The 26,116-nt window shown below is 66.7% G+C and carries 27 protein-coding genes; 8 read left to right on the top strand and 19 right to left on the bottom strand.

Annotated features, from left to right (window positions below; translation table 11 throughout):
• Positions 1-58: 58 nt before the first annotated feature.
• The 3 genes from AC1DVA_RS02085 to AC1DVA_RS02075 are packed head-to-tail and all read right to left on the bottom strand — an operon-like array spanning position 59 to position 2,023.
• Positions 59-547, bottom strand: a complete 489-nt coding sequence (locus tag AC1DVA_RS02085) for a hypothetical protein (RefSeq protein WP_265054016.1) — start codon at positions 545-547, stop codon at positions 59-61.
• Positions 534-890: a rod-binding protein gene (locus AC1DVA_RS02080; RefSeq protein WP_265054015.1), complete on the bottom strand. Its 357-nt coding sequence runs from the start codon at positions 888-890 to the stop codon at positions 534-536. Before AC1DVA_RS02080 ends, AC1DVA_RS02085 begins: the two co-directional genes overlap by 14 nt.
• Entirely contained in the window at positions 890-2,023 is a 1,134-nt protein-coding gene (locus tag AC1DVA_RS02075) for a flagellar basal body P-ring protein FlgI (protein ID WP_265054014.1), read from the bottom strand. The genes AC1DVA_RS02080 and AC1DVA_RS02075 overlap by 1 nt, the downstream gene beginning before the upstream one ends.
• A 226-nt stretch (positions 2,024-2,249) precedes the next feature.
• On the opposite strand from AC1DVA_RS02075, the gene AC1DVA_RS02070 reads away from it, so the two are divergent.
• A complete protein-coding gene (locus AC1DVA_RS02070; protein WP_476804814.1) occupies positions 2,250-2,657 on the top strand; it encodes a flagellar assembly protein FliX in 408 nt (135 codons plus the stop codon).
• A 113-nt stretch (positions 2,658-2,770) separates the two neighbouring features.
• On the opposite strand, the gene AC1DVA_RS02065 is transcribed toward AC1DVA_RS02070, so the two are convergent.
• The 3 genes from AC1DVA_RS02065 to AC1DVA_RS02055 form a co-directional block, all read right to left on the bottom strand.
• Positions 2,771-3,316, bottom strand: a complete 546-nt coding sequence (locus tag AC1DVA_RS02065) for a 2,4'-dihydroxyacetophenone dioxygenase family protein (RefSeq protein ID WP_265054012.1) — start codon at positions 3,314-3,316, stop codon at positions 2,771-2,773.
• A gap of 88 nt (positions 3,317-3,404) precedes the next feature.
• Positions 3,405-4,130: an SDR family NAD(P)-dependent oxidoreductase gene (locus AC1DVA_RS02060; RefSeq protein ID WP_476804813.1), complete on the bottom strand. Its 726-nt coding sequence runs from the start codon at positions 4,128-4,130 to the stop codon at positions 3,405-3,407.
• Positions 4,131-4,208: 78 nt separating this feature from the next.
• The gene (locus AC1DVA_RS02055; protein ID WP_476804812.1) at positions 4,209-5,024 is read right to left on the bottom strand and encodes a hypothetical protein; all 816 of its coding nucleotides are present in this window, start codon (positions 5,022-5,024) and stop codon (positions 4,209-4,211) included.
• A 215-nt stretch (positions 5,025-5,239) separates the two neighbouring features.
• On the opposite strand from AC1DVA_RS02055, the gene AC1DVA_RS02050 reads away from it, so the two are divergent.
• The 3 genes from AC1DVA_RS02050 to AC1DVA_RS02040 all read left to right on the top strand — a co-directional run bounded on the left by AC1DVA_RS02050 (position 5,240) and on the right by AC1DVA_RS02040 (position 7,303).
• On the top strand, positions 5,240-6,454 hold the full coding sequence (locus AC1DVA_RS02050; protein ID WP_476804811.1) for an NADP-dependent isocitrate dehydrogenase: 1,215 nt from the start codon (positions 5,240-5,242) through the stop codon (positions 6,452-6,454).
• A 144-nt stretch (positions 6,455-6,598) separates the two neighbouring features.
• Positions 6,599-7,060 carry a cupin domain-containing protein gene (locus AC1DVA_RS02045; protein WP_476804810.1) on the top strand — a complete coding sequence of 154 codons (462 nt, stop codon included), beginning with the start codon at positions 6,599-6,601 and terminating at the stop codon, positions 7,058-7,060.
• A 60-nt stretch (positions 7,061-7,120) separates the two neighbouring features.
• The gene (locus tag AC1DVA_RS02040; protein ID WP_476804809.1) at positions 7,121-7,303 is read left to right on the top strand and encodes a hypothetical protein; all 183 of its coding nucleotides are present in this window, start codon (positions 7,121-7,123) and stop codon (positions 7,301-7,303) included.
• A 211-nt stretch (positions 7,304-7,514) separates the two neighbouring features.
• Here AC1DVA_RS02040 and AC1DVA_RS02035 read toward each other — a convergent pair whose 3' ends face one another.
• From AC1DVA_RS02035 to recA, 3 genes are all read right to left on the bottom strand, one after another.
• On the bottom strand, positions 7,515-8,168 hold the full coding sequence (locus AC1DVA_RS02035) for a hypothetical protein (RefSeq protein ID WP_476804808.1): 654 nt from the start codon (positions 8,166-8,168) through the stop codon (positions 7,515-7,517).
• The gene (alaS, locus tag AC1DVA_RS02030) at positions 8,168-10,810 is read right to left on the bottom strand and encodes an alanine--tRNA ligase (protein WP_476804807.1); all 2,643 of its coding nucleotides are present in this window, start codon (positions 10,808-10,810) and stop codon (positions 8,168-8,170) included. Before alaS ends, AC1DVA_RS02035 begins: the two co-directional genes overlap by 1 nt.
• A gap of 260 nt (positions 10,811-11,070) precedes the next feature.
• Entirely contained in the window at positions 11,071-12,156 is a 1,086-nt protein-coding gene (gene recA / locus AC1DVA_RS02025; protein ID WP_320109561.1) for a recombinase RecA, read from the bottom strand.
• A 285-nt stretch (positions 12,157-12,441) separates the two neighbouring features.
• Here recA and AC1DVA_RS02020 point away from each other — a divergent pair, with 285 nt between their 5' ends.
• Positions 12,442-13,758 carry an MFS transporter gene (locus AC1DVA_RS02020; protein WP_476804806.1) on the top strand — a complete coding sequence of 439 codons (1,317 nt, stop codon included), beginning with the start codon at positions 12,442-12,444 and terminating at the stop codon, positions 13,756-13,758.
• 129 nt (positions 13,759-13,887) lie between these two features.
• Here AC1DVA_RS02020 and cckA read toward each other — a convergent pair whose 3' ends face one another.
• From cckA to AC1DVA_RS01985, 7 genes are all read right to left on the bottom strand, one after another.
• Positions 13,888-16,392 carry a cell cycle histidine kinase CckA gene (cckA, locus tag AC1DVA_RS02015; RefSeq protein ID WP_476804805.1) on the bottom strand — a complete coding sequence of 835 codons (2,505 nt, stop codon included), beginning with the start codon at positions 16,390-16,392 and terminating at the stop codon, positions 13,888-13,890.
• A 70-nt stretch (positions 16,393-16,462) separates the two neighbouring features.
• Complete coding sequence (gene flhB / locus AC1DVA_RS02010) at positions 16,463-17,530, bottom strand: flagellar biosynthesis protein FlhB (protein ID WP_476804804.1); 1,068 nt, start codon at positions 17,528-17,530, stop codon at positions 16,463-16,465.
• A 7-nt stretch (positions 17,531-17,537) separates the two neighbouring features.
• Positions 17,538-18,296 (bottom strand): flagellar biosynthetic protein FliR, encoded by a 759-nt coding sequence (fliR, locus tag AC1DVA_RS02005; RefSeq protein ID WP_265054856.1) that lies wholly within the window; start codon positions 18,294-18,296, stop codon positions 17,538-17,540.
• Between the two features lie 77 nt (positions 18,297-18,373).
• Complete coding sequence (gene fliQ, locus AC1DVA_RS02000) at positions 18,374-18,640, bottom strand: flagellar biosynthesis protein FliQ (RefSeq protein ID WP_265054002.1); 267 nt, start codon at positions 18,638-18,640, stop codon at positions 18,374-18,376.
• Between the two features lie 49 nt (positions 18,641-18,689).
• The gene (gene fliE / locus AC1DVA_RS01995; RefSeq protein ID WP_265054001.1) at positions 18,690-19,013 is read right to left on the bottom strand and encodes a flagellar hook-basal body complex protein FliE; all 324 of its coding nucleotides are present in this window, start codon (positions 19,011-19,013) and stop codon (positions 18,690-18,692) included.
• Between the two features lie 14 nt (positions 19,014-19,027).
• A complete protein-coding gene (flgC, locus tag AC1DVA_RS01990) occupies positions 19,028-19,438 on the bottom strand; it encodes a flagellar basal body rod protein FlgC (RefSeq protein WP_265054000.1) in 411 nt (136 codons plus the stop codon).
• A 3-nt stretch (positions 19,439-19,441) separates the two neighbouring features.
• A complete protein-coding gene (locus AC1DVA_RS01985; RefSeq protein WP_265053999.1) occupies positions 19,442-19,843 on the bottom strand; it encodes a flagellar basal body rod protein FlgB in 402 nt (133 codons plus the stop codon).
• 210 nt (positions 19,844-20,053) lie between these two features.
• Here AC1DVA_RS01985 and AC1DVA_RS01980 point away from each other — a divergent pair, with 210 nt between their 5' ends.
• Complete coding sequence (locus AC1DVA_RS01980; RefSeq protein WP_265053998.1) at positions 20,054-21,502, top strand: flagellar biosynthetic protein FliO; 1,449 nt, start codon at positions 20,054-20,056, stop codon at positions 21,500-21,502.
• Positions 21,503-21,664: 162 nt separating this feature from the next.
• Complete coding sequence (gene fliP, locus AC1DVA_RS01975; RefSeq protein WP_442864998.1) at positions 21,665-22,435, top strand: flagellar type III secretion system pore protein FliP; 771 nt, start codon at positions 21,665-21,667, stop codon at positions 22,433-22,435.
• 12 nt (positions 22,436-22,447) lie between these two features.
• Here fliP and AC1DVA_RS01970 read toward each other — a convergent pair whose 3' ends face one another.
• From AC1DVA_RS01970 to rnd, 3 genes are all read right to left on the bottom strand, one after another.
• Positions 22,448-22,732 (bottom strand): type II toxin-antitoxin system RelE family toxin, encoded by a 285-nt coding sequence (locus AC1DVA_RS01970; protein ID WP_476804803.1) that lies wholly within the window; start codon positions 22,730-22,732, stop codon positions 22,448-22,450.
• The gene (locus AC1DVA_RS01965) at positions 22,719-22,964 is read right to left on the bottom strand and encodes a type II toxin-antitoxin system Phd/YefM family antitoxin (protein ID WP_476804802.1); all 246 of its coding nucleotides are present in this window, start codon (positions 22,962-22,964) and stop codon (positions 22,719-22,721) included. Before AC1DVA_RS01965 ends, AC1DVA_RS01970 begins: the two co-directional genes overlap by 14 nt.
• 90 nt (positions 22,965-23,054) lie before the next feature.
• Positions 23,055-24,194: a ribonuclease D gene (gene rnd, locus AC1DVA_RS01960; protein ID WP_476804801.1), complete on the bottom strand. Its 1,140-nt coding sequence runs from the start codon at positions 24,192-24,194 to the stop codon at positions 23,055-23,057.
• Between the two features lie 136 nt (positions 24,195-24,330).
• On the opposite strand from rnd, the gene aspS reads away from it, so the two are divergent.
• Positions 24,331-26,115: an aspartate--tRNA ligase gene (aspS, locus tag AC1DVA_RS01955; RefSeq protein WP_265053994.1), complete on the top strand. Its 1,785-nt coding sequence runs from the start codon at positions 24,331-24,333 to the stop codon at positions 26,113-26,115.
• The last annotated feature ends 1 nt before the right edge of the window (position 26,116 follow it).

Here is a 26,116-nt window from a genome sequence, read left to right as displayed (position 1 = left end):
GGTTTCCGACGCAGCCGCGCCGGAAAGTATCGTGGAGAGCCGGGCTGGCGGAGGCTGGCTACAGGCGCCGCGAGACGACGAGCGGGCCGGAATTCGGACGGGCGAAGGCGCCGGCGCCGACCGAGGCCGCGGGGCCGTAGCCGTTGGCGCGCATCGGCTTGTTGGCGTCGGCTGCCAGGTCGCGGATGACGGATTCGGAGACGGCGCGGGCCGTCGCGAGCACGATCTGATTGGTTTCGATCAGGCCCTGGAAGGCGAGGTGGGCTTCCTTCAGGCGCTTCACCTGATCGGGCACGAAGCGGGCGAGCGCGACCGCATTGAGCTTCACCTGCTCGACGCCACGCATATAGATGCCGGCGAGTTCGGTCTTGCGCGGCTCGCGGCTCATCGCCTCCGGCAGGCGGCCGGCCCGGACGAGTTCGGTCTCCTCGCCGACGAGATGCGACAGGGACCCCAGCGCCTCGAGCACGGCCTCGACCAGCGCGCGGGCGCTCAGCGCATCGGCGATGCGCGGCCTCTCATCCAGGATCAACTTAGCCGCCGACATTCTGTGCCCCGCCGGCGGCCTTTTCCTGCAGGCTGATCAGGTCGCGCATGATCTGGTCGGACAGGCCGATGCCGCCGGCCTTCTGGATCTGCTTGGCGTATTGCTGGCTGAGCTGCGAACGCCAGATGCCGCCGCCCGTGCCGTTTTCGCCAAGCGGACCTTCGGTGCCGTCGCTGGCGGTCAGGCGGTCGGTCATCTGTTCGAGAAACATTGTCTCGAAGTCGTCGGCCTGCTTCTTCGCCTTGGCCTTGGCCGGATCGAGCGCATCGGCGATGCCACTGGCGACCTTGCCGGCGATACCGAGGGCGAGATTGGCGGCGGGAAGCGCGAGGGCAGCAGTCATCACATCACCTCGATTTCGGCCTGCAGCGCACCTGCCGACTTGATGGCCTGGAGAATGGAAATCAGGTCGCGCGGGCCGATGCCCAGCGCGTTGAGCCCGTCGACGAGCTCGGCCAGCGTCACGCTTTCCTTGACGAGGGCGAGCTTGTTGCCGCCGCCGGTGTCGACCTTGACGCTGGTCTGCGGCGTCACCACCGTCCGGCCACGGGCGAATTCGTTGGGCTGCGAGACTTGCGGCGTCTCGCTGATGGTGACGGTCAGGTTGCCCTGCGCCACCGCGACAGTGGAGACGCGGACATCCTTGCCCATCACGATGATGCCTGAGCGCTCGTCGATGACGATGCGGGCGAGCTGGTCGGGCTCGATGCGCAGCTGCTCGATATCGGTCAGCAGCCGGATCATGTTGCCCTTGAAGCGCGGCGGGATCTGGAGGACCACGGTCGAGGGGTCGGTCGGCTCGGCCGAGTCGCCGCCGACGAAGTCGTTGATCGCGGCGGCCATGCGGCGGGCCGTGGTCAGGTCCGGGTTGCGCAGCGAGAGGCGCAGCGTCGAGAGCTTGTTCAGGGCGAAATCGATTTCGCGCTCGACCACGCCGCCATTGGCGATGCGGCCGACGGTCGGCACGCCGCGGGTGATCTTGGTGGCATCGCCCTCGGCCGAGAAGCCGGAGATCGCCACGGGCCCCTGCGAGACGGCGTAGACCTCGCCATCGGCGCCGAGCAGCGGTGTGACCAGCAACGTGCCGCCCTGCAGCGACTTGGAGTCGCCCATCGCCGAAACGGTGACGTCGACGCGGGTGCCCTGCGTCGAGAAGGGCGGCAGGTTGGCGGTGACCATCACGGCGGCGACGTTGGCGGTGCGCATGTTGGCGCCGCGCGTGTTGACGCCGAGGCGCTCCAGCATCGCCTGCAGCGACTGCTTGGTGAAAGGCGTGTTGTTCAGCGTGTCGCCCGTGCCGTTGAGGCCGACGACGATGCCGTAACCGAGCAGCTGGTTGGTGCGCACGCCCTCGACCGCGGCGAGATCCTTGATCCGAGACAGCCCGAACACCGGCTGTGCCGACAGGCCGACCGCCACGGCCAGCAGGGCGGCCAGCGGCTTCAGCAGCGTCGTCAGGGCGGAGTTGCGGAACATGCTTCGGCACCAGGGGACAGGTTCAAGTTCACCATCCCTTGCGAGCCGCGTGCCATTCAGGTCAAAATTGAAAAGCCTTGTTTGTCAGTCGTTTGGAGTTTTGAGGCATCCTCGGGGCAGGCTTTCGCGGGCTGCGCTTCCTGCCGGGGCGGCAGTTTCTGCCGGGTCATTTACCGGCTGTTAACCATGCCGAGCGAGGCTTGGGCCACTCTTGCACAAGGCCGCCATGATCAGGATCGACCAGCGCGCGCCGGTCTCGAATGCCGGCCCGGCCAGTTCCGCGAGGCGCTCGAGCGGCGCCTCCTTCGCGCTTCCGACAGAGGATTCAGCCACCGCGACCCGCAGTGCCGGCGTCGGCACGACCGGGCCGCTCGATACCTTGCTGGCCGTACAGGCGCAGGAGGACCCGCAGGAGCGCAAGCGCCGGCAGGCTCGCCGCGGGAACGATCTGCTTGACGGGCTCGACCGGCTCAAGGCGGCGCTGCTCGCCGGCCGCGTGCTGCCCTCCGAACTCGAGCGCCTGCGCACGACGCTGGCGCTGCGGCGCGAGACGACCGACGATCCGCGCCTCGACGAGGTGCTGGCCCATATCGAGCTGCGCGCCGCCGTCGAGCTGGCGAAGCTGAAGCGGTAATGGCGTCATGCTCGGGCTTGACCCGAGCATCTCGGAAACCAGCATTGACCCTCACGAGATTCTCGGGTCTGCGCTTCGCTTCGCCCGAGAATGACGCTCAAGCAAATGTTGGCTCAGCGAATGAACTGGTCGACATACTCCGCGCCGAGGCCGTTCTGCGCGTAGTGGGCGCGGCATTTGTCGATGCGGGTGAAGACGTCGTCATAGCCGAGGCATTTGCCGTCCGGGTCGACATAGATCATCGCGCCGTTCACCTGGAACATGGTGATCATCTCCTCGACATCGGGATCGACCACTAGCGTATGCGTCTCGCCCGGCGCCTCGTAGACATAGGAGCCCTCGGTCGCGACCCAGTCATGCTCCAGGTAGCGCCACTTGCCCTTCAGCACATAGCCGTGGACCGGCAGCGGATGGCGATGGCGCGAGAGCACGCCGGCGCGCCGGACCTTGAGCAGGTTCATCCAGTAGCCGCGCGAAACACACAGGAGCAGCGGGCGGAACCAGACATTGTCGTCGACCGGCACCCAGACGCGCTCGTCGGTCGGGATGACGTTGGGTACGATCAGCTCCGGCGGCGATTCCTTCGGCTGCGGGTGGCGATAGGGCGTCCAGCGCTCTTCCTGCGTGGCTGCGACGGGTATCGGGCTCGTCGTGTTCATGGCGTCTCTCCCGTGCTGATCTTCTGATTCAAGTGATGCGCAATCTGATTCAACGCTTTCGCCGAACCCTTTGAGCGGGATCGGTTTTCTAGACTGCGAGATAGCCGCCATCGACCGGCAGGATCGCGCCCGTGATAAACTGCGCCGCATCCGAAAGCAGGAACGCGATGGCGCCGCCGACGTCGCCGGGCTGGCCCCAGCGGCCCATCGGCGTGCGGGCGAGGATCGGGGCGGAGCGTTCGGCGTCCTCGACCAGCGGCCTTGTCAGTTCGGTTTCGATCCAGCCGGGCGCGACCGCGTTTACGCGGATGCCGTCCGTCGCCCAGGCGGCGGCGAGCGATTTGGTGAGTTGGCCGATACCGCCCTTCGAGGCCGCATAGCCCGGCGCGAAGGCCGAGCCGTGGAAGGTCAGCATCGATGCGATGTTGACGATGGCGCCGCCGGCCTTGGCTGCGAGCTTGTCCTTTGCGGCGAGGCACATCCGCATGCTGCCGTTGAGGTTGACCTCGATCGTCAGGCGGAAGGCGTCGATCTCGAATTCCTTGCCACCGCGCTGGATCATGCCGGCGCAGTTCACGAGCGCATCAAGGCGCGGACAGGCCGCGACGATGGCGGCGACCTGATCGTCGCGCGTCACGTCGAGCCGGGCATGGCGGATGGCGGGATGGGCGGGAGCCGCCGCGACCTCTTCCTCCGTCAAACCGGTGGCCAGGACGTCGTAGCCGGCCTGGGCGAGGGAGAGTGCGGCGCCAGCGCCGATGCCGCGCGTGCCGCCGGTGACGAGAGCGAATTTGGTCGAAGTCGAGTGTGTCATGGCCTGGAGGCTAGTGCGGCAGGCACCCGTGGGAAAGGGCGCTGCCCGCAGGCCGGCATGCCGTGACGGCCGGTCGAATCAGCGCCACTCGTATTTCAGGGAGAGCATGGCCCGGCCGCGTGTCTCGTAATCGCTGGCGACGAGCGGGAGCTTGCGTGCCAGCGTGACATCGAAGGAGGTCTGCCAGGGCAGGTCCGCGAGCTTGGCGAGGTCGACGGAGAGCTTCATCTCCGGCGTCAGTGCCGAATGCAGGCCATCGCCCGGCGCGAAGACGTAATTGCCGGCCATGGCGAGCTGCGATGTCAGCGTGAGATGCGGCAGCAGTTCCTGGCGGTAGCCGATCAGCGCTTCGCCGATCTGCTCCGGGCTGGAGTAGAGCGAGCTGCCGCCGCCGGTGGCGACGCCCCAGATGAAACCCGCTCCCGAGCCGACCGGCTGGGCCAGCCGCCAGTTCAGCCGCGCATCGCGCGTCGCGCCCACGCTCGCCGGGGCGGACAACGTGGTCGAGAGCGAGAAGACATCCTTGCCGAGCTTGAAGCCGACGGAGCGATCCTGGGCGGCGCTCATCGTATCCTGCCGCGCAGCGAAACCGTTGCGGACGATGTCGACGGGGATGGGGGTGCGGGCGCGCAGATGCGCGCCGGAGGCTGCGTTCGCGCGGCCGATCGCGGCCAGCGCCGGATTGAAGACGATCGCGTCGGCATCGCCCGCAGTGGGCGGGGCGGCGTCCATTTCGCCGGCGTCCAGATCCTGCAAGGCCGCGCGCGGAATCGGCAGCTGCACGGCATCCGGCGGGGAGGCCTGAGCGGAGGCCGCACCCGGGAGCAAAATGACTGCGAGAAGCAGCGCGGCCGGCGGCATCGCGGCGTTGCCGGCAATGATGAATCTGAACACGTCGTTCGTCCTGTCGCTATGACGAGCGGCAGGTCAGGCTAGGGTGGGAAGGTGCCGATTTTGCGGCAGTGCAGCATAGCCGGCTGCGGCGCGCATTGCCCAAAAGCGGCGCTTCCCCCTCGGCCCCGAACCCGCTAGGAAGCGACCAGCCGCGAACCGCGGCCAAAATGCTGCGGTTTCGGATTGTTCTATCTGGAGAGCACAGGGATCATCGCATGAGCAAGATCAAGGTCGCCAACCCGGTCGTCGACATGGACGGCGACGAGATGACCCGCATCATCTGGCAGAAGATCAAGGACACGCTGATCTTCCCGTATCTCGACCTCGAGCTGGACTATTACGACCTCTCGGTCGAGAACCGCGACGCGACCGACGACCGGGTCACCATCGACGCCGCGAACGCCACCAAGAAGCATGGCGTCGCCGTGAAGTGCGCCACCATCACGCCGGACGAAGCCCGCGTGAAGGAGTTCAATCTCAAGTCGATGTGGAAGTCGCCGAACGGCACGATCCGCAACATCCTCGGCGGCGTGATCTTCCGCGAGCCGATCATCTGCAAGAACGTGCCGCGCCTCGTGCCGGGCTGGACGCAGCCGATCGTGATCGGCCGCCACGCCTATGGCGACCAGTATCGCGCGACCGACTTCAAGTTCCCGGGCAAGGGCACGCTTTCGATCAAGTTCGTCGGCGAGGACGGCGCGGTGATCGAGAAGGAGGTCTTCAAGGCCCCCGACGCCGGCGTCGCCATGGCGATGTACAATCTCGACGAGTCGATCAAGGACTTCGCGCGGGCTTCGCTCAACTACGGCCTGATGCGCAAGTACCCGGTCTATCTCTCGACCAAGAACACCATCCTCAAGACCTATGACGGCCGCTTCAAGGACATCTTCCAGGAGATCTACGAGAAGGAGTTCAAGGCCGAATTCGACAAGCTCGGCATCACCTACGAGCACCGCCTGATCGACGACATGGTGGCGTCGGCGATGAAGTGGTCCGGCGGCTATGTCTGGGCCTGCAAGAACTACGATGGCGACGTGCAGTCCGACACCGTGGCCCAGGGCTTCGGCTCGCTCGGCCTGATGACCTCGGTGCTGATGACGCCGGACGGCAAGACCGTCGAGGCCGAGGCCGCCCACGGCACGGTGACCCGCCACTTCCGCGAGCACCAGAAGGGCCGGGAGACCTCGACGAACTCGATCGCCTCGATCTTCGCCTGGACGCGCGGTCTCGCTCACCGCGCCAAGCTCGACAACAATGCCGAGCTCGCCAAGTTCGCGAGCCTGCTCGAGAAGGTCACGGTCGACACGGTCGAGGCCGGCGACATGACCAAGGACCTCGCCTTGCTGGTCGGCCCCGACCAGAAGTTCCTCTCGACCACCGGCTTCCTCGAGAAGGTCAGCGAGAACATGCGCAAGGCGATGGCGGCCTGACGCAGCCTTTCCTGCGGATATTATAAGAGCCCGGCCGAGAGGCCGGGTTTTTTTGTCGGCGATTGAGCCACTCGGAACGTGCTGGTCGGCTCGGCGTTATCGCTCACGGACTCATCGGAGACGGACGAACGCCGGAGGCATGCCATGCCGAAGATCGATCTCGCCGTCGTGCCCGAGGTAAAAGGAGCGGGCTATCCGCCGCCCTTCGACCGGCCCTGCGAGGAGCGGGTCAGGCAGCGGCTGGGCAATGCCGGCGGATTGCAGGATTTCGGTGTGAACCTCATGCATCTGCTGGCCGGCGGCTGGTCCTCGCAGCGCCACTGGCATTCGCATGAGGACGAGTTCGTGCATGTGCTGATGGGCGAGCTGGTTCTTGTCGAGGACGACGGCGAGACGCTGTTGCGCGCCGGCGACTGTGCCGCCTTTCCAAAGAACAGCGGCAACGGCCATCACCTGATCAATCGCTCGGATGCGACGGCGGTCTATCTCGAAGTGGGCTCGCGCTGGCCCGCCGACGTGACCACCTGTTCCGATGTCGATATGATCAGCGCCAACGCTGACGGACGCTTCGTGCACAAGAACGGCGAACCTTATCCCGACCGGTAGCGTTATGCTGTTCGAGCCGGCAGCAATCCTCTGGCGATCGGCGGATACGGAGAAGCAAAGATGCCTGAGAACGCCTCGGAACTCGACGACCGGATCGCCATCGCCAGGAAGAATATCTCCGAGCTCATGGAGCAAGCGACCGGTGCATCCGGCGCTGCCGTCGAGGAGAGCCTCGCCACGCGGCTCAACGAGCAGCAGGATCTGCTCAACGACCTGCTGAAGAAGCGCGAGGCGATGGGCTAAAGCCTGCCGACCTTTCACGGAGACACGCAGTCATCTCGGGCTTGACCCGGGATCCGTGCCGGAGCGCTACCGATAGAGGTTCAGGCATGGATCCCGGATCGCCGCTTCGCTCTGTCCGGGACGACCCGCTTTTCGACGAAAACGCAGCAAGCTCCAGGATGCCGGTTAATCAGCCCGAGCGTCTTTGTGGGATGGCGCCCGTCACATCCCGTCATTCCACGATGACGCGATGGCGCGCGAGGATGCGCAGCCCGCTAACCGGCGCGTTCATCACATAGCGCAACTCGTAGGTGCCGGGCTGGTCCGGCGCCTCCAGCACGGCCTCGACATTCTCTGCCGGAAAGAAGCGCGGCCCTTCCGCATCCACAGGCGCATCGGGAAAGACCAGCGCGACGCGGTCGAGTTCGCCGTTCGGGCCGATGCCTCGGACCGGCAATCCCTGGCCCCGACTGACGCGCGCAGGCGCCGCGAGCGTAGCGCTCGGCTCGGTCGTGACGAGCGGCTGGCGCAACAGGATGGCCGGCGCGCCATCCTTCTCGACTGTAAGGCGCAGCTCGTAGGTTCCGGCCAAGCCGGGCGTCGGCAGCACGGGAACCGTGTTCCTCGGTTCGATCACGACGATCGCGGTGGCATCCGGATCATCCGGGCGGGCGATGGCGAGGCGGGCGCCCTGCGGCGGGCGGCTCAGGAAGACGCTGAGCGGCGCGCCCGCGACGATGGTGCGCGCCGCCGAAAGCGCGGGGCCTTCGGCCTTGCGCGGTGTCGGCCTGGTCTGTGCCGCAGCGAGCGCCGGCCAGAGGCCGGCCGCCAGCAGCAGGGCACGGCGGGAGAGGGCGCCGGTCTGGCGCTGCCCGCCGGCCGTCATCAGCCCATCGCGGCCGCGACGGCGTCGAGCGCGGCCTGCGCCTTGCTGCCATCCGGCCCGCCGGCCTGGGCCATGTCGCGACGGCCGCCGCCACCCTTGCCGCCGAGCTGCTCGGACGCCGCGCGCACCAGCGCGACCGCGTCGAAGCGCTCGGTCAGATCGGGCGTGACGCCGACGACGACGCCGGCCTTGCCGTCATCGGCGACGCCGACGATGGCGACGACGCCGGAGCCGACGCGGGCCTTGGCCTCGTCCGCGAGGCTCTTAAGATCCTTCATCTCGATGCCGGTGACGGCGCGGGCCAGGAGCTTCGCCCCGGCGATCTCGCGCACCGGATCCTCGGCCGCACCGCCGCCGCCCATGGCGAGCTTCTTGCGAGCCTCGGTCAGTTCGCGGTCGAGCTTGCGACGCTCCTCGATCAGGGCGGCGAGGCGGTTGCCGGCCTCGGAAGCCGGAACCTTGAGCAGGCCTGCCAGCCCGTCGAGCAGGCGCGATTCCTCGTTGAGGCGGAGCCGCGCGCCGTTGCCGGTCATGGCTTCGAGGCGGCGCACGCCGGCCGCGACGGCGCCTTCGCCGACGATGCTGACGAGGCCGATATCGCCGGTGCGTGCGGCATGGGTGCCGCCGCAGAGCTCGACCGAATAGGCCCGGCCTGCCGGATTCGTGCCCATCGCCACGACGCGGACCTCATCGCCGTACTTCTCGCCGAAGAGGGCGCGGGCACCCGATTCGCTCGCCTCGTCGACGCTCATCAGCCGGGTCGTGACCGGCTCATTCCTGAGCACGATGGCGTTGGCGATCTCTTCGACCTCGCGCAGCTCCTCGTCGCTGATCGGCTTGGGATGCGAGAAGTCGAAGCGCAGGCGATCGGGCGAAACGAGCGAGCCCTTCTGCGCGACATGGTCGCCGAGGACGAGACGCAGCGCCTCGTGCAGCAGATGCGTCGCCGAATGGTTGGCGCGGATGGCGGTGCGCCGGTCATGGTCGACGATCAGCTCGACGGCCTGGCCGAGCTTGAGCTCGCCTTCCTTGACGGTGACGCTGTGGGCGAAGACATCGCCGAGCTTCTTCTGGACATCGCCGACCTCGACCAACGTGCCCGGCGCCTTGATCAGGCCGGCATCGCCGACCTGGCCGCCGGACTCGCCGTAAAACGGCGTCTGGTTGACCAGCAGGAAGCCGCTCTCGCCGGCCTTGAGCGATTGCACCTCGGCGTTGTCGCGGATCAGCGCGGTGACCACGCCCTCGGCGGTCTCGGTGTCGTAGCCGAGGAACTCGGTAGCGCCGAGCTTGTCGCGCAGCGGATACCAGAGCGTCTCGGTCGCGGCCTCGCCGGAGCCGGCCCAGGCGGCGCGCGCCTTGGCCTTCTGCTGCTGCATGGCGGCATCGAAGCCCTCGGTATCGACGGTGATCTCGCGGGCGCGCAAGGCGTCCTGCGTCAGGTCGAGCGGGAAGCCATAGGTGTCGTAGAGCGTGAAGGCGACGTCGCCCTTGAGGCTCTGGCCGGCGGTCAGATCCTTCGAGGCGTCGTCGAGAAGGGTGAGCCCGCGCGCCAGCGTGGTGCGGAAGCGGGTCTCTTCCAGCTTCAGCGTCTCGGTGATCAGCGCCTCGGCGCGCAGCAATTCGGGATAGGCGCGGCCCATCTCGCGGGTCAGTGCCGGCACGAGCTTATAGAGCAGCGGCTCCTTGGCGCCGAGCAACTGCGCATGGCGCATGCCGCGGCGCATGATCCGGCGCAGCACATAGCCGCGGCCCTCGTTCGACGGCAGCACACCGTCGGCGATCAGGAAGGACGAGCAGCGCAGATGGTCGGCGATGACGCGATGGCTCGCCTTCATCGGTCCGTCCGCATCGACCGAGGTCAGGTCGGCGATGGCGCCGATCAGGGCGCGGAACAGGTCGATGTTGTAGTTGTCATGCGTGCCCTGGAGCACGGCGGCGATGCGCTCCAGCCCCATGCCGGTGTCGATCGAGGGGCGGGGCAGGTCGGTCCGGATGCCGCCCGCAGCTTCCTCGTACTGCATGAAGACGAGGTTCCAGATCTCTATGAAGCGGTCGCCGTCTTCCTCGGGCGAGCCGGGCGGGCCGCCCCAGATATGGTCGCCGTGATCGAAGAAGATCTCGGAGCAGGGGCCGCAAGGGCCGGTGTCGCCCATGCGCCAGAAATTGGCCGAGGTCGGGATGCGGATGATCTTGTCGTCGGTCAGCCCGGCGATCTTCTTCCAGAGGGCATGCGCCTCGTCGTCCTCGGAATAGACGGTGACGATGAGCTTGTCCTTGGGCAGGCCGAATTCGCGGGTGACCAGCGTCCAGGCGTGATGGATCGCCTGGTCCTTGAAATAATCGCCGAAGGAGAAGTTCCCCAGCATCTCGAAGAAGGTGTGGTGGCGCGCGGTGTAGCCGACATTATCGAGGTCGTTGTGCTTGCCGCCGGCGCGCACGCATTTCTGGGCGGTGGTGGCGCGCGAATAGGGGCGCCTTTCCTGGCCCGTGAAGACGTTCTTGAATTGCACCATGCCCGAATTGGCGAACATCAGCGTCGGGTCGTTGCGCGGCACGAGCGGGCTCGACGGCACGACTTCGTGGCCGTTGGACTTGAAGTAGTCGAGGAAGGTCGACCGGATATCGTTGACGCCGCTCATCGGTTCTTGCGCTTCTCAACACGGGCAAAGGGCCGGGTGCGCCCGGCGGGAACGACCGGTTCTAGTCAGGCGGCTCGCCCCTGTCCAGAAAGCTGGTTGCAGCGCACAGGCCGCAAGGCCTCATCTGCTAACGAAAACGGGCGACCCGAAGGCCGCCCGCGTTTCTCAGCACGTAATTCTCGGGCGAGGCAAAGCCGATACCCGGGAATCTCTTGCAGGAGATGCTCGGGTCGAGGCCGAGCAGGACGAAACTGGACTTCTCAGGCTTCGCCTTCGTCGAGATCGTCCGCGCCCGGGGTGGCTTCGTCGAGGATGCGGTCGGCGACCAGGCCGGAGTTCTGGCGGATCGTGGCCTCGATCTTGGCGGCCATGTCGGGATTGGCCTTGAGGAAGGTCTTGGCGTTCTCGCGTCCCTGGCCGAGGCGCTGGCTGTCGAAGGAGAACCAGGCGCCTGCCTTCTCGACCATGCCGGCCTTGACGCCGAGGTCGATCAACTCGCCGACCTTGGAAATGCCCTCGCCGAACATGATGTCGAACTCGACCTGCTTGAAGGGCGGCGCGACCTTGTTCTTGACGACCTTGACGCGAACCTGGTTGCCGGTCGCCTCGTCACGCTCCTTCAGCGTCGAGACGCGGCGGATGTCGAGGCGGACAGAGGCATAGAACTTCAGTGCGTTGCCGCCTGTGGTGGTCTCCGGGCTGCCGTACATCACGCCGATCTTCATGCGGATCTGGTTGATGAAGATGACCATGCAGTTCGAGCGCGAGATCGAGGCGGTGAGCTTGCGCAGCGCCTGGCTCATCAGGCGGGCCTGCAGACCGGGCTGGACATCGCCCATCTCGCCCTCGATCTCGGCGCGGGGCGTGAGCGCGGCGACGGAGTCGACCACGAGCACGTCGATCGCGCCGGAGCGGACGAGCGTGTCGGTGATCTCGAGCGCCTGCTCGCCGGTGTCGGGCTGCGAGATCAGGAGATCGTCGAGATTGACGCCGAGCTTGCGGGCATAGATCGGGTCGAGCGCATGCTCGGCATCGACGAAGGCGCAGACGCCGCCCTTCTTCTGGGCTTCGGCGATGGTGTGGAGCGCGAGCGTGGTCTTGCCCGAGGATTCCGGCCCGTAGATCTCGATCACGCGGCCCCTGGGAAGGCCGCCGACGCCGAGCGCGATGTCGAGGCCGAGCGAGCCGGTCGAGATGGTCTCGATCTCGATCGAGGGCGAGTTCTTGCCCAGGCGCATGATCGAGCCCTTGCCGAAGGCGCGTTCGATCTGGGAGAGCGCCGCATCGAGCGCCTTGGCCTTGTCCATCGAGGAGCCTTCCACGAGCTTGAGATTTGCCTGATTCACGGTTCGGGCTCCTTATGGCAGGGCTACGGGGACATCTCAATGCGTCTTGACAGGAGGATGGTCACGCTTTGTTCCAGGCAGCAAGTTCTTTTTTTGTTCCCTCTGTCAGTTTGTGTCAGGAGGAGCCGAGTAATGGTCGCGCCATGCTCGTGGAGCTGACGCCAATAGTTATTATCGTTCCATTATGCGTATGATGCATATCAAGCCATGGCATTTCCCATGCCGCGGCCTTTCGTTTCCTGTTATTGCGCCCGGCTTCCGCATTTGTTCGCGAAAGTTGCCAACGTGTCTCCCGCCCCTGCACCTGCCGCCCTGAACTCGCCGCGCCGCATCCTGCTCGCCAGCCTGATCGGCACGACGATCGAGTTCTTCGACTTCTACATCTATGCGACGGCGGCGGTGATCGTGTTCCCGAAGCTGTTCTTCCCGGGCGGCGATCCGACCACCGCCATGCTCCAGTCCTTCGCGACCTTCGCCATCGCCTTCTTCGCGCGGCCGATCGGCGCGGCGATCTTCGGCCATTTCGGCGATCGCATCGGCCGCAAGGCCACGCTCGTCGCCGCGTTGATGACGATGGGGCTTTCGACCGTCGCGATCGGCCTGCTGCCGACCTATGCCGCTGTCGGCGTGCTGGCGCCGCTGCTGCTGGCGTTGTGCCGGCTCGGGCAAGGCCTCGGGCTCGGCGGCGAATGGGGCGGGGCGGTGCTGCTCGCCACCGAGAACGCGCCTCCCGGAAAATCTGCCTGGTACGGCATGTTCCCGCAACTCGGCGCGCCCGTGGGCTTCATCTGCGCCACCGGCAGCTTCCTGGCGCTCGATGCGTTGCTCACCGACGAGCAGTTCTTCAGCTTCGGCTGGCGCATCCCGTTCATCGCCAGCGCGCTGCTGGTCTTCATGGGGCTCTATGTCCGCCTGCGCATCAGCGAGACGCCCGCCTTCCGCAAGGCGATGGAGAAGCATGAGCGCGTGCAGGTGCCCTTCGTCAGCATCTTCGCCGAGCACAAGCTCGCGCTGCTCTGCGGCACCTTCGCGGCGCTGGCGACCTTCGTGCTGTTCTACCTGATGACCGTGTTCTCGCTGAGCTGGGGCACGACCAAGCTCGGCTTCTCGCGCGATCAGTTCCTGCCGCTGCAGATGATCGGCGTCGTGTTTTTCGGCCTGACGATCCCGGTCTCGGCCGTGCTGGCCGACCGCTTCGGCCGCCGCCAGACCTTGCTGGCGACGACGCTCGGCATCGCGATCTTCGGCTTCCTGCTGGCGCCGCTCTTCGGCTCGGGCAGCACGCTCGGCGTGCTCGCCTTCTTCGTGGTCGGCCTGTCGCTGATGGGCTTTACCTACGGGCCGCTGGGCACGGCGCTGGCCGAGATGTTCCCGACGGCTGTGCGCTATACCGGCGCTTCGCTGACCTTCAATCTCGGCGGCATCGTCGGGGCGTCGCTCGCGCCCTATGTCGCGACCTGGCTCGCGACGGAGAAGGGGCTCGCCTATGTCGGCTACTATCTCAGCCTCTCGGCCGCGTTGACGATCCTGGCGCTGCTCGGGGTCGGGGCGCTGGCCGGGCGTGACGCCAAAGATGCCAGTACAGTGCCGGCGGCGCACTGAGCCAGGTCAGCCGTCATGCTCGGGCTTGCAGGAGGAGGCTCCTGCAGCTGTTCCGGCATGAGATTCTCGGGTCTGCGCTTCGCTTCGCCCGAGAATGACGCCCGCACTCAACTCCGGGCTTGAAACCCGTCAGCCCATCGCGGCTTTCACCGTCTCGACGAGCTGCTTCATGGTGAAGGGCTTGGGCAGGAAGTGGAAGCTCTCGCCCTCCGGCAGGTTCTTGCGGAAGGCCTCCTCGGCATAGCCGGAGACGAAGACGACCTTGGTGTTCGGGTTGCGCTGGCGCAGCTCGCCCAGCAGCGTCGGGCCGTCCATCTCCGGCATCACGACGTCCGAGACGACGAGGTCGATCCGGCCATCGTTCTTCAGGAAGATGTCGAGTGCCTCGACACCGGAGGCGGCTTCGTGGACGGTGTAGCCGCGTGAGACCAGCATGCGGGCGTTGAGCGCGCGCACCGCGTCCTCGTCCTCGACCAGCAGGATGACGCCGGCGCCGGTGTGATCGGCGGCGAGCTTCTTCGGCGCTTCCTTGGCGGCGGCCTCGGCGGCGATCTCTTCCTGGCTCGGGACGTGGCGCGGGAGGAATATCTGGAAGGCCGTGCCCTTGCCGACGGTGGAATCGACGAAGACGTAGCCGCCGGTCTGCTTGACGATGCCGTAGACCATCGAGAGGCCGAGGCCCGTACCCTTGCCGACTTCCTTGGTGGTGAAGAACGGCTCGAAGATCTTGTCGAGATGCTCCTGCGGGATGCCGGTGCCGCTATCCTCGACCTCGAGCAGCACATAATCGTCGGTGGGCAGGGCGGCATGCCCGAAGCTCACGCAGTCCTCGCGGGCGACGTTGCGGGTGCGCACCGTCAGCTTGCCGCCATTGGGCATGGCATCGCGGGCGTTGACGGCGAGATTGACGATGACCTGCTCGAGCTGGCCGAGATCGGCCTTTACCGGCCAGAGGTCGCGGCCCTGGCGGACGTCGAGCGTCACCTTGTCGGCGACGACGCGCTTCAGCATCAGCGAGAGGTCGGACAGCACCTCGCCGAGCTCCAGCACCTGCGGGCGCAGGGTCTGGCGGCGCGAGAAGGCGAGCAGCTGCCTGACCAGCGCTGCGGCGCGGTAGGCGTTCTGCTTGATCTGCATGATGTCCGGGAAGGACGGATCGGTCGGCCGGTGGCTGGCGAGCAGGAACTCGGAGGCGTTGATGATGACCTGCAGCACGTTGTTGAAGTCGTGCGCGATGCCGCCGGCGAGCTGGCCGACGGCCTGCATCTTGCCCGCCTGGTCCATGTTGTCGCGCAGCTTGCGCTCGGCCGTGGTCTCGAGCGCGTAGACGATGGCGCGCTCGCCGTCGCCGTCCTCCGAGGCCGCGACGGGGGTGAGGTAGAGCTTGGCCGAGCGGCCATCCTCCCCGGCGAGCGTCAGGTCGAGTGGGTTCACGCCGGCGCTGCCGTCCACGACCTCCGCGAGGGCGCGTTCGAGGCCGGACTCGGGCGCGACCAGATCGTGGATCGTCTGTGGCTGCGCGCCGGCCGGCGTCAGACGGGCGAAGGCGGCGTTGGAGCGCAGGATCGCGCCGGTCTTGTCGACGGTCGCGATCGCCATCGGCGTCGAGTGGAAGAAGCGGGCGAAACGGACTTCGGCATCGCTGCCAACGTCGATGCCGGCCTCCCCGGAGGCCCGGTTGAGGACGAGGGTGCGGGAGGGGCCGGCGCGGCCATCCTGCCCGAAGGCGACCTGATGGTGCAGGCGCACGGGCAGGGGGGCGCCGTTGCGGCGCTTCAGGTCGACGTCGAGAACCTCGACGCGGACATCGCCCGGCTGACCACGGATCGCCTGGATCAGCGCGGCGGCGGCGGGCGTGCAGATGTCGTCGAGATGCAGGCCGCCCGAGCCGAAGCGGGCGAGATCGAAATCGAGCCAGCTCGACAGCGTGGCGTTGAGGTAGGAGACCTCGCTATCGGCATCGATCGAGATGAATCCCGCCGGTGCGTGGTCGAGATAGTCGATCGCGTGCTGGAGTTCCTGGAAGGCGTTCTCCTGCCGCTCGCGCTCAGGCGTGATGTCGGTGACCGACCAGAGCGTCGCATTGCCCGCCTCGCGACGGACCGGCGAGACGCGCACGCGGTACCAGCCGACCTCGCCGCGCCCGTTCAGGGCCGGCTCGAGGCGGACCTCCTCGATCAGGCGGCGGTTCTCGCGGGCTGCGGCCGCAAGCCGGTAGATCGCCTCCGAGACATCGGCGCGGCCGGTGAGCAGCCGCCCGACCGGCTTGATGTCGTTCGCGCCGGTGGCGCCCGCCAGCGCGAGGTAGGTCTCGTTGGCGTAGACGATGTCGTTCTCGCCTTCGGTCACGACGATGCCTTCATCGGCGGCGTCGACGATCGTCTTGGTCAGGTCGTTGCGGGCGGCGCGGCCGGAGAACTGGACCAGGCCGATGGCGAAGGCGAAGAGGCCGAAGACGCCGACAACGGACAGAATGGCCAGCAGGCCGAGGATGAGCGGCTGCGCCCATTCGTTGGCGATGAAGCCGAGCGCGATGGCGGCGCCGACCAGCAGGCCCGCGACCAGCAGGATGACGCCGATATGGCCCGGCTTGTCGGAGCGATCGATCGTTGTGGTCGCCGTGGTGCCGCTCATGCGGTGAAGTCCGTTCCCTTGCGGCCGCGCCGAAAATTCGCGGCCAACCTTCCTTCGCATCCGTGCCGAGTTAGGCGCGCCGACCCTTCAGGCGCAAGACGTAACCGATGACTTCCGCCACCGCCTGATAGTGTTCGACAGGAATTTCTTCGTCGATGCGGACGGTAGCATAGAGCGCACGCGCCAGCGGTGGGTTCTCGATGATCGGCACGCGATGCTCGCCGGCGACCTCGCGGATCTTCAGCGCCATGGTATCGACGCCCTTGGCCAGGCAGAGCGGGGCGGCCATGCCGGGCTCGTATTGCAGGGCGACGGCGAAGTGGGTCGGGTTGGTGATGATCACGGTGGCCTTCGGCACGGCCGCCATCATGCGCTTGCGCACGCGCTGGGAGCGGATCTGACGCAGCTTGGCCTTGATCTCGGGATTGCCTTCGGAGTTCTTGAACTCGTCCTTGAGCTCCTGCTTCGTCATCTTCTGGCGCTGGTACCAGGAGAAGCGCTGCCAGCCGAAGTCGCCGATGGCGACGTTGGCGAAGAGCGCGAGCACGGAGCCCATCAGCTTGATGGCGAGCGTGAGCGTTGCCGGCATCAGGGCAGCGACGTTCATCTGCACGAAGGCTTCGAGCCGGTCGTGCTGGTTCCAGAGCGTGAACCAGACCACGGCGCCGATCAGCGCCGTCTTGGCGAGGCCCTTGGCGAAATTGACCCAGGCTTCCTTGCCGAACATGCGCTTGGCGCCGGCCATCGGAGAGAGGCGGCTGAACTTCGGCATCAGCGGCTCGAAGGTCCAGAGCGGCTTGTGCTGGAGCATGGCGCCCACGAGCCCGGCGCAGAGGATGAACGCGAAGGGCATGCCGAGCGCCATGAAGCCGGTCAGCACGCCCTGCCGCGTGACCTGCATGAAGGCTGCGCCATCGGAGGGAACCTGATGGGCGTTCATCAGGAAGGAGCGCAGCGACAGCATGGCGTCACGGGCCGACCAGCCGGCGGCCACCAGCAAGGCGAGGGTGAAGCCGCTGAGCACGAAGAACGTGCCGATTTCCTGCGATTTGGGTACGTCGCCCTTGTCGGTGGCCTCGTCCAGCTTTCGCTGTGTCGGGTCTTCTGTCCTGTCTTCGTTTTCGGCATCTTCGGACATGGCGCCCTCAATTGCCGGTGAACTGGCGCAGGAAGGCGCCGAGATCGTTCAGGAAGACGCTCATCATCACACTGACGACGACGAGCAGGACGAGCATGCCGCCAATGATCGAGGCCGGCACGGCGAGGAAGAAGACCTGCAACTGCGGCATCATCCGCGCCAGCACGCCCAGCCCGAGATTGAACAGCAGGCCGAAGACGAGGAAGGGCGCCGAGATCTGGATCGCCAGGGCAAAGCCGCGCGCCGCCGACTGCACCGCGAGCGTCAGGATGTCCGTGAGATCGGGCACGCCGCCGGGCGGCAGCAGGCGGTAGCTCTCGTGGATCGCGGCGATGGCGACGTGGTGCAGGTCCGTCGTCAGGACCAGCGTGATGCCGAGCATGGTCAGGAAGTTGCCGATCGACGGGTTCTGCATGCCGCCGGTCGGGTCGACCGTCATGGCGAAGCCGAGGCCCATGGTCTGCGCGACGAGCGTGCCGGCCGTCTGCAGGCAGGCCATCACCAGCCGGGCGCAGACCCCGATGATCAGGCCGACCAGCAATTCGCCGATCAGGAGCGTGACGACGCCGGAGATGTCGGCGGGGATACGCAGGGAAGGGCGCGCCACGGGCAGGATCATCAGCGCGATGAAAAAGGCGAGTGAGAGCCGGCCGCGCGAGAAGATGAAGCGCTCGCCGATGCCCGGCATGAGCATGACGAGCGTGCCGACGCGCGCGAAGACGAGCACGAAAATGGCGCTGAGCTCGGGCAGGATCGCGATCTGCATCGTGCCGCAGGCACCCTTACGCCAGCGCGGGTGCCGCGAGGCTGCTCCGGCCAGGGCCGGCTGCAGTCGCGACAGGCTCATCCGCCCGTGGCGATTCGGACGGCGACTCGCCCCATATAACCCGCCAGCGCGTCACCCATGAACGGCAGAAACAGCAGCAGCGCGGCAAAGACCGCGACGATCTTCGGAACGAAGACCAGCGTCTGCTCCTGGATCTGCGTCAGCGCCTGGACCAGCGAGACGACGAGGCCGACGACGAGCGCGATCACCATCAGCGGCCCACCGACCTTGAGGAAGACGACGATGCCGTCGCGGGCGACGTCGAGAATGGCTCCGGAGGTCATGATGTTCGTCCGATCGCTGTGTGCATAGGTTTGTTGGGTTTCCCAGCCGTCAGACCGGCATCCGCATGATTTCCTCATAGGCCGCGATGACGCGGTCGCGCACCGCGACCAGCGTCTCGATCGCAGCCTCGCTCTCGGCGACGGCGGTCACGACATTGACGATGTCGGCCCGCCCGCCGGCGACGCTCGCCGTCTGGGTGTCGGCCTTGCGGCCGGCATCGGCGGTGGCGTCGATCGCCTTGCCCAGCAGAGCGGAGAAATCCGGCCCGGCGGCTTCCGCGCCGCCCAGGGCGGGCGGCTTGCGCATCAGATTTCCGGCGCCCATCCCCTGGATGGAGGCATAGGCTCCCGCGGCGAAGCTGGACGTGGCCATGGCGTGCTAACCCTTCAGGCGCGCAGGATGTCGATGGTGCGCTGGATCATCCGGCGCGTCGAAGAGATCAGGTTGAGGTTGGCCTCGTAGCTGCGCTGGGCCTCCCGCATGTCGACCATCTCGACCAGCGAGTTGACGTTGGGCATCGCGACGTCGCCCTTGGCGTCGGCGGCCGGGTTGCCCGGCTCGTGCTTGACCTTGAAGGCGCTCTGGTCACGCTGGACCTTGCCGAGCGCGACGAGCTGGGCGTCGAGACTGCGGTCGAAATGACGCTGGAAGGTCGGGACCTTGCGGCGGTAGGGGTCGGCGCCGGCGCGCTCGGGGCCGGAATCTGCGTTGGCGATGTTCTCGGAGATGACGCGCATCCGGCCTGACTGGCTGCGCAGGCCGGAGGCGGCGATGGCGATGCTCTTGATCAGGTCCATGACTCAGCGACCCTTGCCGATCGCGATCTTCATCAGGCCGAGACCCTTGCTGTAGAGCGAGGCGGCCAGCTGGTAGTCGGACTGGTTCTGCGCGACCTTGAGCATCTCGTCCTCGAGGTTCACGGCATTGCCGTTCGGGGTGGTCTCGAAGCGGGGGGCGCCGGTGCCGTCGAAGCCGCCATTGGCTGTGGACAGGCTCATATGCCCGACGCTGGTGCGGGCAAGCGCGACGCCGGCGCGAGCCGGGTCGACACTCGGCGGCTTGAGGTCGGCCGGGCGGAAGCCGGGGCTGTCGGCGTTGGCGACGTTTTCGGAGAGGATCTTCTGGCGCGATTGCTGGTATTGCATGCGCAGCTTCAGCGCCTGCATCAGGCCGCCACCGATGCTCAAGCCGTCATTCGCCATGGCTCCAGCCCCTCGTTCCGCTGCCGGTTACTAGGCAAATCCTGCCGGGCTCATGGTTAACAGCGGGTTAACCTCCTTGCATTTCGCAGGTGCGGTTAACCACGCGTTCACCATGTTTCCCGATAGTGAAAGCGTTATGCTATAGCCAAGGTGTTGAACCTCGTGCGGAACTTCGGCCGCCCGAGGCCGTCGTCGAAGATGAGGCAGACCTTGCAGAGCTTGTTCGGATTGGAACTCTCGACCGCGCAGAAGGTGATCGTCGCCTCTGTCGTCATCCTTGTACTTCTCGCCCTGCTCGGACTTTTCGTGCGACAGATCCAGGGCGGCCGGCTGCGCCTGCGCGGCCAGGCCGGGGGGCGCCAGCGCCAACCCCGGCTCGGCGTCGTCGACACTTACGATCTCGACCGCCAGCGGCAGCTCGTACTGATCCGGCGCGACAACATCGAACACCTCGTCATGATCGGCGGCGCCTCCGACGTCGTCGTCGAGACCAATATCATGCGCAGCGGGGGCAGGGCGGCGTCTCCGAGCTACGTCGATACGGCGATGCCGGACCGTCCGCTGCCGCCATTCGACACGCTCGTTCCTCCGGCCGAGCCCGCGCTGCGAACCGGCGAGGATGTCCGCAAGGCCGGCGCGATTGTCGAAGCGCCCGATGTCCTGCCGCCGTTGCCGAGCCGCCCGTCCTCGGCTCACGGCGACATTGCCGCCGCTGCAGCAGCCAGCGCCGGTGTTGCCGCTGCTCTCGGCTTCCCCGATTCGGAACCGCCGCCGGCACCGGCAAAGCCCGTTGCGCCTCCGCCGCCGCTGCCGATGACATCCGTCACGACCGGGCCGGCGCCGAGCTTCGCACGCGAGCATGCTCCGGCCCCGGCCGTCAGCGCCGGTGAGCTCGACGACATGACGCGCCAGCTCGAGGAGGCGCTGAAGCGCCCCTTCTCGGCCGTGCGCCCCGCCAATCTTCCGGGCGAGCCCCCGCAGGAAAGCATGGCTCCGCCGGTGAGATCGCCCGCCGCAGCGCTCAAGCCTGCCGAGAAGCCCGTCGTCGAAGCGCCGAAGCCTGCCCTAGAGCCGTTCCAGCCCGTGGCGCAGCCACCGATACCGGAGTTCAAGCCGGAATTCAGGCCTGAGCCGAAGACCGAGTTCAAGCCGGAGCCTGCGCCCATCCCGACGCCGACCCTTGCCCCTGCGCCGCGCCAGCCGATGCTCGCCAGCGACGTCGAGGCAGAACTGGCGGCTGCGCTCGGCCTGACGCCGGAGCGTGCGACTCCGACGGCCTTCGCACCCGTTCCCAAGGTGCCGGAGCCCAAGGCATCCGAAGCCAAGGCTCCCGAAGCCAAGGCTGCCGAGGTGAATACGCCCGAACCCAAGCCCGCCGAGGCGAAGGTCTCGGAGCCGACCAAGCCGGAGCCACAGCCGGCGGACGTTCCCGAGCCTGCCGTCGAGGCCAAGCCGGTGTCCGGCGAGTCTGGGTCGCTCATCGACACTGACGAACTCGATGAAGCCTTTGCCGCCGTCGAGAAGCCCGCGCCCGAGGCGAAGCCGAAGGCCGACAAGCCGGCCGAGACGGAATCGAAGGAAATCGACCCGTTCTCGGTCGATGCCATCGAAGCCGAGTTCGCTCGTCTGCTCGGGCGCGATCCCAAGGCGAAATCCTGAGCGGATAGCGAGCTGAAGGCTGTCGCCAGTCTGGCGGCGGCGACCATCAACAGGAATGTCGGGGCTCCGGCCTGCAGGCGCCGCGCAACCGTTGCGCGGCGTTTTCCCGCGACTAGCTTCGTGCTGTCCGATCGCGTGAGTCGGACGTAGCAACGGCCGCGCGTGACTCCCAGTTCCAGACCCGTGAGACGCTATCGATATGGCCGCGCCGCGCTGGCCGCGATGGTGCTGCTCACCCTGCAGGCCAGCCCGGCGCTGGCGCAGACGCTGTCGCTCGATCTCGGGCAGGGCGGAGGCGTCGCCGAGCGGGCGCTTCAGCTCATCGCCGTCATCACGGTGCTGTCGCTGGCGCCGTCGATCCTGATCATGGTGACGTCGTTCACCCGGATCGTGGTGGTGCTGTCGTTGCTGCGCTCGGCGCTGGGCACGCAGACGGCGCCGCCGAATGCCGTGATCATCGGGCTCTCGCTGTTCCTGACCGGCTTCGTCATGGCGCCTACGCTGCGCGAGGCCTACACAAATGCGGTGCAGCCGCTGGTCGCGGGGCAGATCCAGCCGCAGGAGGCCTATAACCGCGGCGTGGTGCCCTTCAAGACCTTCATGCTCCGGCATGTCCGCGAGAAGGATTTGTCGCTCTTCCTCGACATGTCGCAGGGCCCGCGGCCGCAGCAGCCGCAGGATGTCGGCGTCGAGGTGCTGGTGCCGGCCTTCATGATCTCGGAGCTGCGGCGTGCCTTCGAGATCGGCTTCCTGCTGTTCGTGCCCTTCCTGATCATCGACCTCGTCGTCGCCTCGATCCTGATGTCGGTGGGCATGATGATGCTGCCGCCGGTGACGGTGGCGCTGCCGTTCAAGCTGATCTTCTTCGTGCTGGTCGACGGCTGGGGGCTGGTGACCAGTTCGCTGGTCAAGAGCTATGGCGTCGGGGGCTGACGAGTAGAGTCGTCAGCGCTTCCTTGCGATTTCATAGACCCGCGAGCGTTCGCGCTTGCCGATCACGACGACGACGATCGTAACCGCTTCGTCCTCGACACGGTAGACCAGCCGGTAGCCGGCGGCGCGTAGCTTGATCTTGTAATGGTCGGGCATGCCGTGAAGAGCATCGGCCTGCACGCGAGGATTCATCAGCCGCTCGGCCAGTTTCCTCTTGAACTGCTCGCGCAGGGTCGCGCCAAGCTTGTCCCACTCCTTCCGTGCCGAGGGCAGGAATGCGAGCCTATAGGTCGTCAAGGCTGACGGGCTCGCTCTTCTCGTTCGCCCGCGCCTTGGCGACCTCTATGAGCGCCTGATCGTCAAGCGCGTCCATCATCGCCTCATAGGTCTCGGCGGGTACCACATAGGCCATGACACGATTGTGGTTCAGGATCGCGATGGGGTTGCCCCGCGCGCCGGCGACGACGGCGGTCGGATTCTTCTTGAGATCGGAAACGCTGACCGCGATCTCCGCTTCGACACGTTGCATGGTCCGACCTCCGGCTATCCTGAAGCAGGAGTTTTATATAGCACGAAATTTAGACCTATGTAGCGCTCTATTTAGGTTGGGCCGAGTCCTTCAGCTCACCACGACACGCCCGCGCTGGACGCGCAGGCTGAGCGAGCCGTTCTTGAGTGCCAGCGCCTTCTCGCCAAAGACCTCCCGTCGCCAGCCCTTGAGCGCGGGCACGTCCGAAAGCTCGTCGGACGCGATGGCCTCCAGGTCGTCGCTGGTGGCGATGATCTTCGGCGCGACGCGCTCGGCATCGGCAACCGCCTTGAGCAGCACCTTGAGCAGGTCGAGCACGGCACCGTTGGTCGGCCGGCCGCGCTCGCGCTCCAGCCGAGGCACGGTCTTCGGATCGATGTCCGCGGCGCGTTCGATCGCGGCAAGGACCTCGGCGCCGTTGCGCGAGCGCTCGAAGCCGTTGGGGACCGAGCGCAATTCCGCCAGCCCTTCCGTGGTGCGCGGGCCGCGCTGGACGATATCCATCAGCGCGTCGTCTTTCAGCACGCGCTGGCGCGGCACGTCGCGGGTCTGCGCCTCCCGCTCGCGCCAGGCGGCGAGCTCCATCAGGACCGGCAGCTCGCGCGGCTTGCGGACGCGGCCCTTCAGGCGAAGCCAGGCATTCTCCGGCTTGACCTCGTAGGTCCCGGGCGAGCTCAGCACCGCCATTTCCTCGGCAACCCAGCTCTCGCGGCCGCTGGCATCGAGATCGGCCTGCAGCGCGAGGTAGATATCGCGGAGATGGGTGACGTCCGACTCGGCATAGGAAAACTGAGCCTCGGTCAGCGGGCGCCGCGACCAGTCGGTGAAGCGCGAGGACTTGTCGATGCGGGCCTTGGCGAGGTCGTTGGCGAGCTGCTCGTAGCCGACCGAGTCGCCATAGCCGCAGACCATGGCGGCGACCTGCGTGTCGAATAGCGGGACGGGCAGCACCCGGCCGAGCAGCCAGACGATCTCGAGATCCTGCCGGGCGGCGTGGAAGACCTTCACCACGGCGTCGTTGACCATCAGCCCGAAGAAGGGGGCGAGATCGAGATCCGGCGCCAGCGGGTCGACCAGAACCGCCTCTTCCGGCGAAGCCAGCTGGATCAGGCACAGCTTCGGATAATAGGTCGTCTCGCGCAGGAACTCGGTGTCGACCGTCACGAAGGGATGGGCGGCAAGGCGATCGCAGGCGGCGGAGAGTTCAGCGGTGTCGGAGATCAGATGCATGGCTTTCGGCTCTTAGCAGACAGCGAGGCCGCATGTCGCGGGCGTTCTTGACATTCCGCGCCCGCGCGTGTGGTTAGCCTCAAGTTTCGGCTGGCGTTCGCGCCGGCACCCGACGCATTTCCGAAAGACCGATCCCGTGACCCTCCATCGCTATCGTTCCCACACCTGCGGCGCGCTCCGTGAGAGCGACATCGGCCAGAACGTGCGCCTGTCCGGCTGGTGCCATCGTATCCGCGACCATGGCGGCGTGCTCTTCATCGATCTGCGCGACCATTACGGCATGACGCAGGTCGTGATCGATCCGGATTCTCCGGCCTTCGCCGATGCCGAGACACTGCGCTCGGAATGGGTCGTGCGCATTGACGGCAAGGTCAAGGCCCGTCTCGCCGGTACCGAGAACGCCAATCTGCCGACCGGTGCGGTCGAGGTCTTCGCGACAGGGATCGAGGTGCTCGGTCCTTCGGCCGAACTGCCGCTGCCGGTCTTCGGCGATCTCGAATATCCCGAGGATACCCGCCTCAAATACCGCTTCCTCGACCTGCGTCGTGAGAAGCTGCACAACAACATCATGCTGCGCACCAAGGTCATCGACTCCATGCGCCGCCGCATGAAGGATTCGGGCTTCTCCGAATTCCAGACCCCGATCCTGACCGCGTCCTCGCCGGAAGGCGCGCGCGACTTCCTCGTGCCGAGCCGCCTGCATCCCGGCAAGTTCTACGCGCTGCCGCAGGCGCCGCAGCAGTACAAGCAGCTCCTGATGATGGCGGGCTTCGACCGCTACTTCCAGATCGCGCCCTGCTTTCGCGACGAGGATCCGCGCGCCGACCGCCTGCCCGGCGAGTTCTACCAGCTCGACGTCGAGATGAGCTTCGTCGAGCAGGAGGACGTTTTCGCGACGATGGAGCCAGTCATCACCGGGGTGTTCGAGGAGTTCGCGGAGGGCAAATCCGTCACCCGCAACTGGCCGCGCATCCCCTATGCCGAGGCGATCGCCAAATACGGCTCCGACAAGCCGGACCTGCGCAACCCGCTCATCATGCAGGACGTTTCCGAGCATTTCCGCGGTTCGGGCTTCAAGGTTTTCGCGCGCATCCTCGAAGGCGAGAAGAACCGCGTCTGGGCTATCCCGGCGCCGGGCGGCGGCAGCAGAGCCTTCTGCGACCGGATGAACTCCTGGGCGCAGGGTGAGGGGCAGCCGGGTCTTGGCTACCTGATGATCAAGGAAGACGGCGAGGGCCAGGGGCCGATCGCCAACAACATCGGGCCGGAGCGGGTCGCTGCCATCGTCGCGCAGATGGGGCTGAAGGGCGGCGACGCCTGCTTCTTCGTCGCGGGCGATCCGGAGAAGTTCTACAAGTTTGGCGGCAACGCCCGCAACAAGGTCGGTTCCGAGCTTGGGCTGATCGACGAGAACGCCTACGCCTTCGCCTGGATCGTCGACTTCCCGATGTTCGAGTACAACGAAGACGAGAAGAAGGTCGATTTCTCGCACAACCCCTTCTCGATGCCGCAGGGCGGCTTGAAGGCGCTGACCGAGGAAGACCCGCTCTCGCTCAAGGCCTTCCAGTACGACATTGCCTGCAACGGCTACGAGCTGGCGTCCGGCGGCATCCGCAACCACCGCCCCGAGGCGATGGTGAAGGCCTTCGAGATCGCAGGCTATGGCGAGGAGACGGTGGTCGAGCGCTTCGGCGGCATGTATCGCGCGTTCCAGTACGGCGCCCCGCCGCATGGCGGCATGGCGGCCGGCATCGACCGCATCATCATGCTGCTGGCCGGCGCGACGAACCTGCGCGAGGTCGCACTCTTCCCGATGAACCAGCAGGCGGTCGACCTGCTGATGGGGGCACCGGCCGAGGCGTCGCCCAAGCAGCTTCGCGAGGCGCATCTGCGGATCAACGCTCCCGAGAAGAACGGCTGAC

It is taken from the genome of Allobosea sp. P4_C6, from assembly GCF_056402015.1.
The sequence above is the reverse complement of the archived record's forward strand: the minus strand, read 5'-3'. Positions and strand labels throughout refer to the sequence as shown.

Excerpts from the sequence above, each read along its gene's own strand:
- AC1DVA_RS02085 (WP_265054016.1), bottom strand. The coding sequence starts at position 547 with ATGTCGGCGGCTAAGTTGATCCTGGATGAGAGGCCGCGCATCGCCGAT.
- AC1DVA_RS02080 (WP_265054015.1), bottom strand. The coding sequence starts at position 890 with ATGACTGCTGCCCTCGCGCTTCCCGCCGCCAATCTCGCCCTCGGTATC.
- AC1DVA_RS02075 (WP_265054014.1), bottom strand. The coding sequence starts at position 2,023 with ATGTTCCGCAACTCCGCCCTGACGACGCTGCTGAAGCCGCTGGCCGCC.
- AC1DVA_RS02070 (WP_476804814.1), top strand. The coding sequence starts at position 2,250 with ATGATCAGGATCGACCAGCGCGCGCCGGTCTCGAATGCCGGCCCGGCC.
- AC1DVA_RS02065 (WP_265054012.1), bottom strand. The coding sequence starts at position 3,316 with ATGAACACGACGAGCCCGATACCCGTCGCAGCCACGCAGGAAGAGCGC.
- AC1DVA_RS02060 (WP_476804813.1), bottom strand. The coding sequence starts at position 4,130 with ATGACACACTCGACTTCGACCAAATTCGCTCTCGTCACCGGCGGCACG.
- AC1DVA_RS02050 (WP_476804811.1), top strand. The coding sequence starts at position 5,240 with ATGAGCAAGATCAAGGTCGCCAACCCGGTCGTCGACATGGACGGCGAC.
- AC1DVA_RS02045 (WP_476804810.1), top strand. The coding sequence starts at position 6,599 with ATGCCGAAGATCGATCTCGCCGTCGTGCCCGAGGTAAAAGGAGCGGGC.
- AC1DVA_RS02040 (WP_476804809.1), top strand. The coding sequence starts at position 7,121 with ATGCCTGAGAACGCCTCGGAACTCGACGACCGGATCGCCATCGCCAGG.
- AC1DVA_RS02035 (WP_476804808.1), bottom strand. The coding sequence starts at position 8,168 with ATGACGGCCGGCGGGCAGCGCCAGACCGGCGCCCTCTCCCGCCGTGCC.
- alaS (WP_476804807.1), bottom strand. The coding sequence starts at position 10,810 with ATGAGCGGCGTCAACGATATCCGGTCGACCTTCCTCGACTACTTCAAG.
- cckA (WP_476804805.1), bottom strand. The coding sequence starts at position 16,392 with ATGAGCGGCACCACGGCGACCACAACGATCGATCGCTCCGACAAGCCG.
- flhB (WP_476804804.1), bottom strand. The coding sequence starts at position 17,530 with ATGTCCGAAGATGCCGAAAACGAAGACAGGACAGAAGACCCGACACAG.
- fliR (WP_265054856.1), bottom strand. The coding sequence starts at position 18,296 with ATGCAGATCGCGATCCTGCCCGAGCTCAGCGCCATTTTCGTGCTCGTC.
- fliQ (WP_265054002.1), bottom strand. The coding sequence starts at position 18,640 with ATGACCTCCGGAGCCATTCTCGACGTCGCCCGCGACGGCATCGTCGTC.
- fliE (WP_265054001.1), bottom strand. The coding sequence starts at position 19,013 with ATGGCCACGTCCAGCTTCGCCGCGGGAGCCTATGCCTCCATCCAGGGG.
- flgC (WP_265054000.1), bottom strand. The coding sequence starts at position 19,438 with ATGGACCTGATCAAGAGCATCGCCATCGCCGCCTCCGGCCTGCGCAGC.
- AC1DVA_RS01985 (WP_265053999.1), bottom strand. The coding sequence starts at position 19,843 with ATGGCGAATGACGGCTTGAGCATCGGTGGCGGCCTGATGCAGGCGCTG.
- AC1DVA_RS01965 (WP_476804802.1), bottom strand. The coding sequence starts at position 22,964 with ATGCAACGTGTCGAAGCGGAGATCGCGGTCAGCGTTTCCGATCTCAAG.
- rnd (WP_476804801.1), bottom strand. The coding sequence starts at position 24,194 with ATGCATCTGATCTCCGACACCGCTGAACTCTCCGCCGCCTGCGATCGC.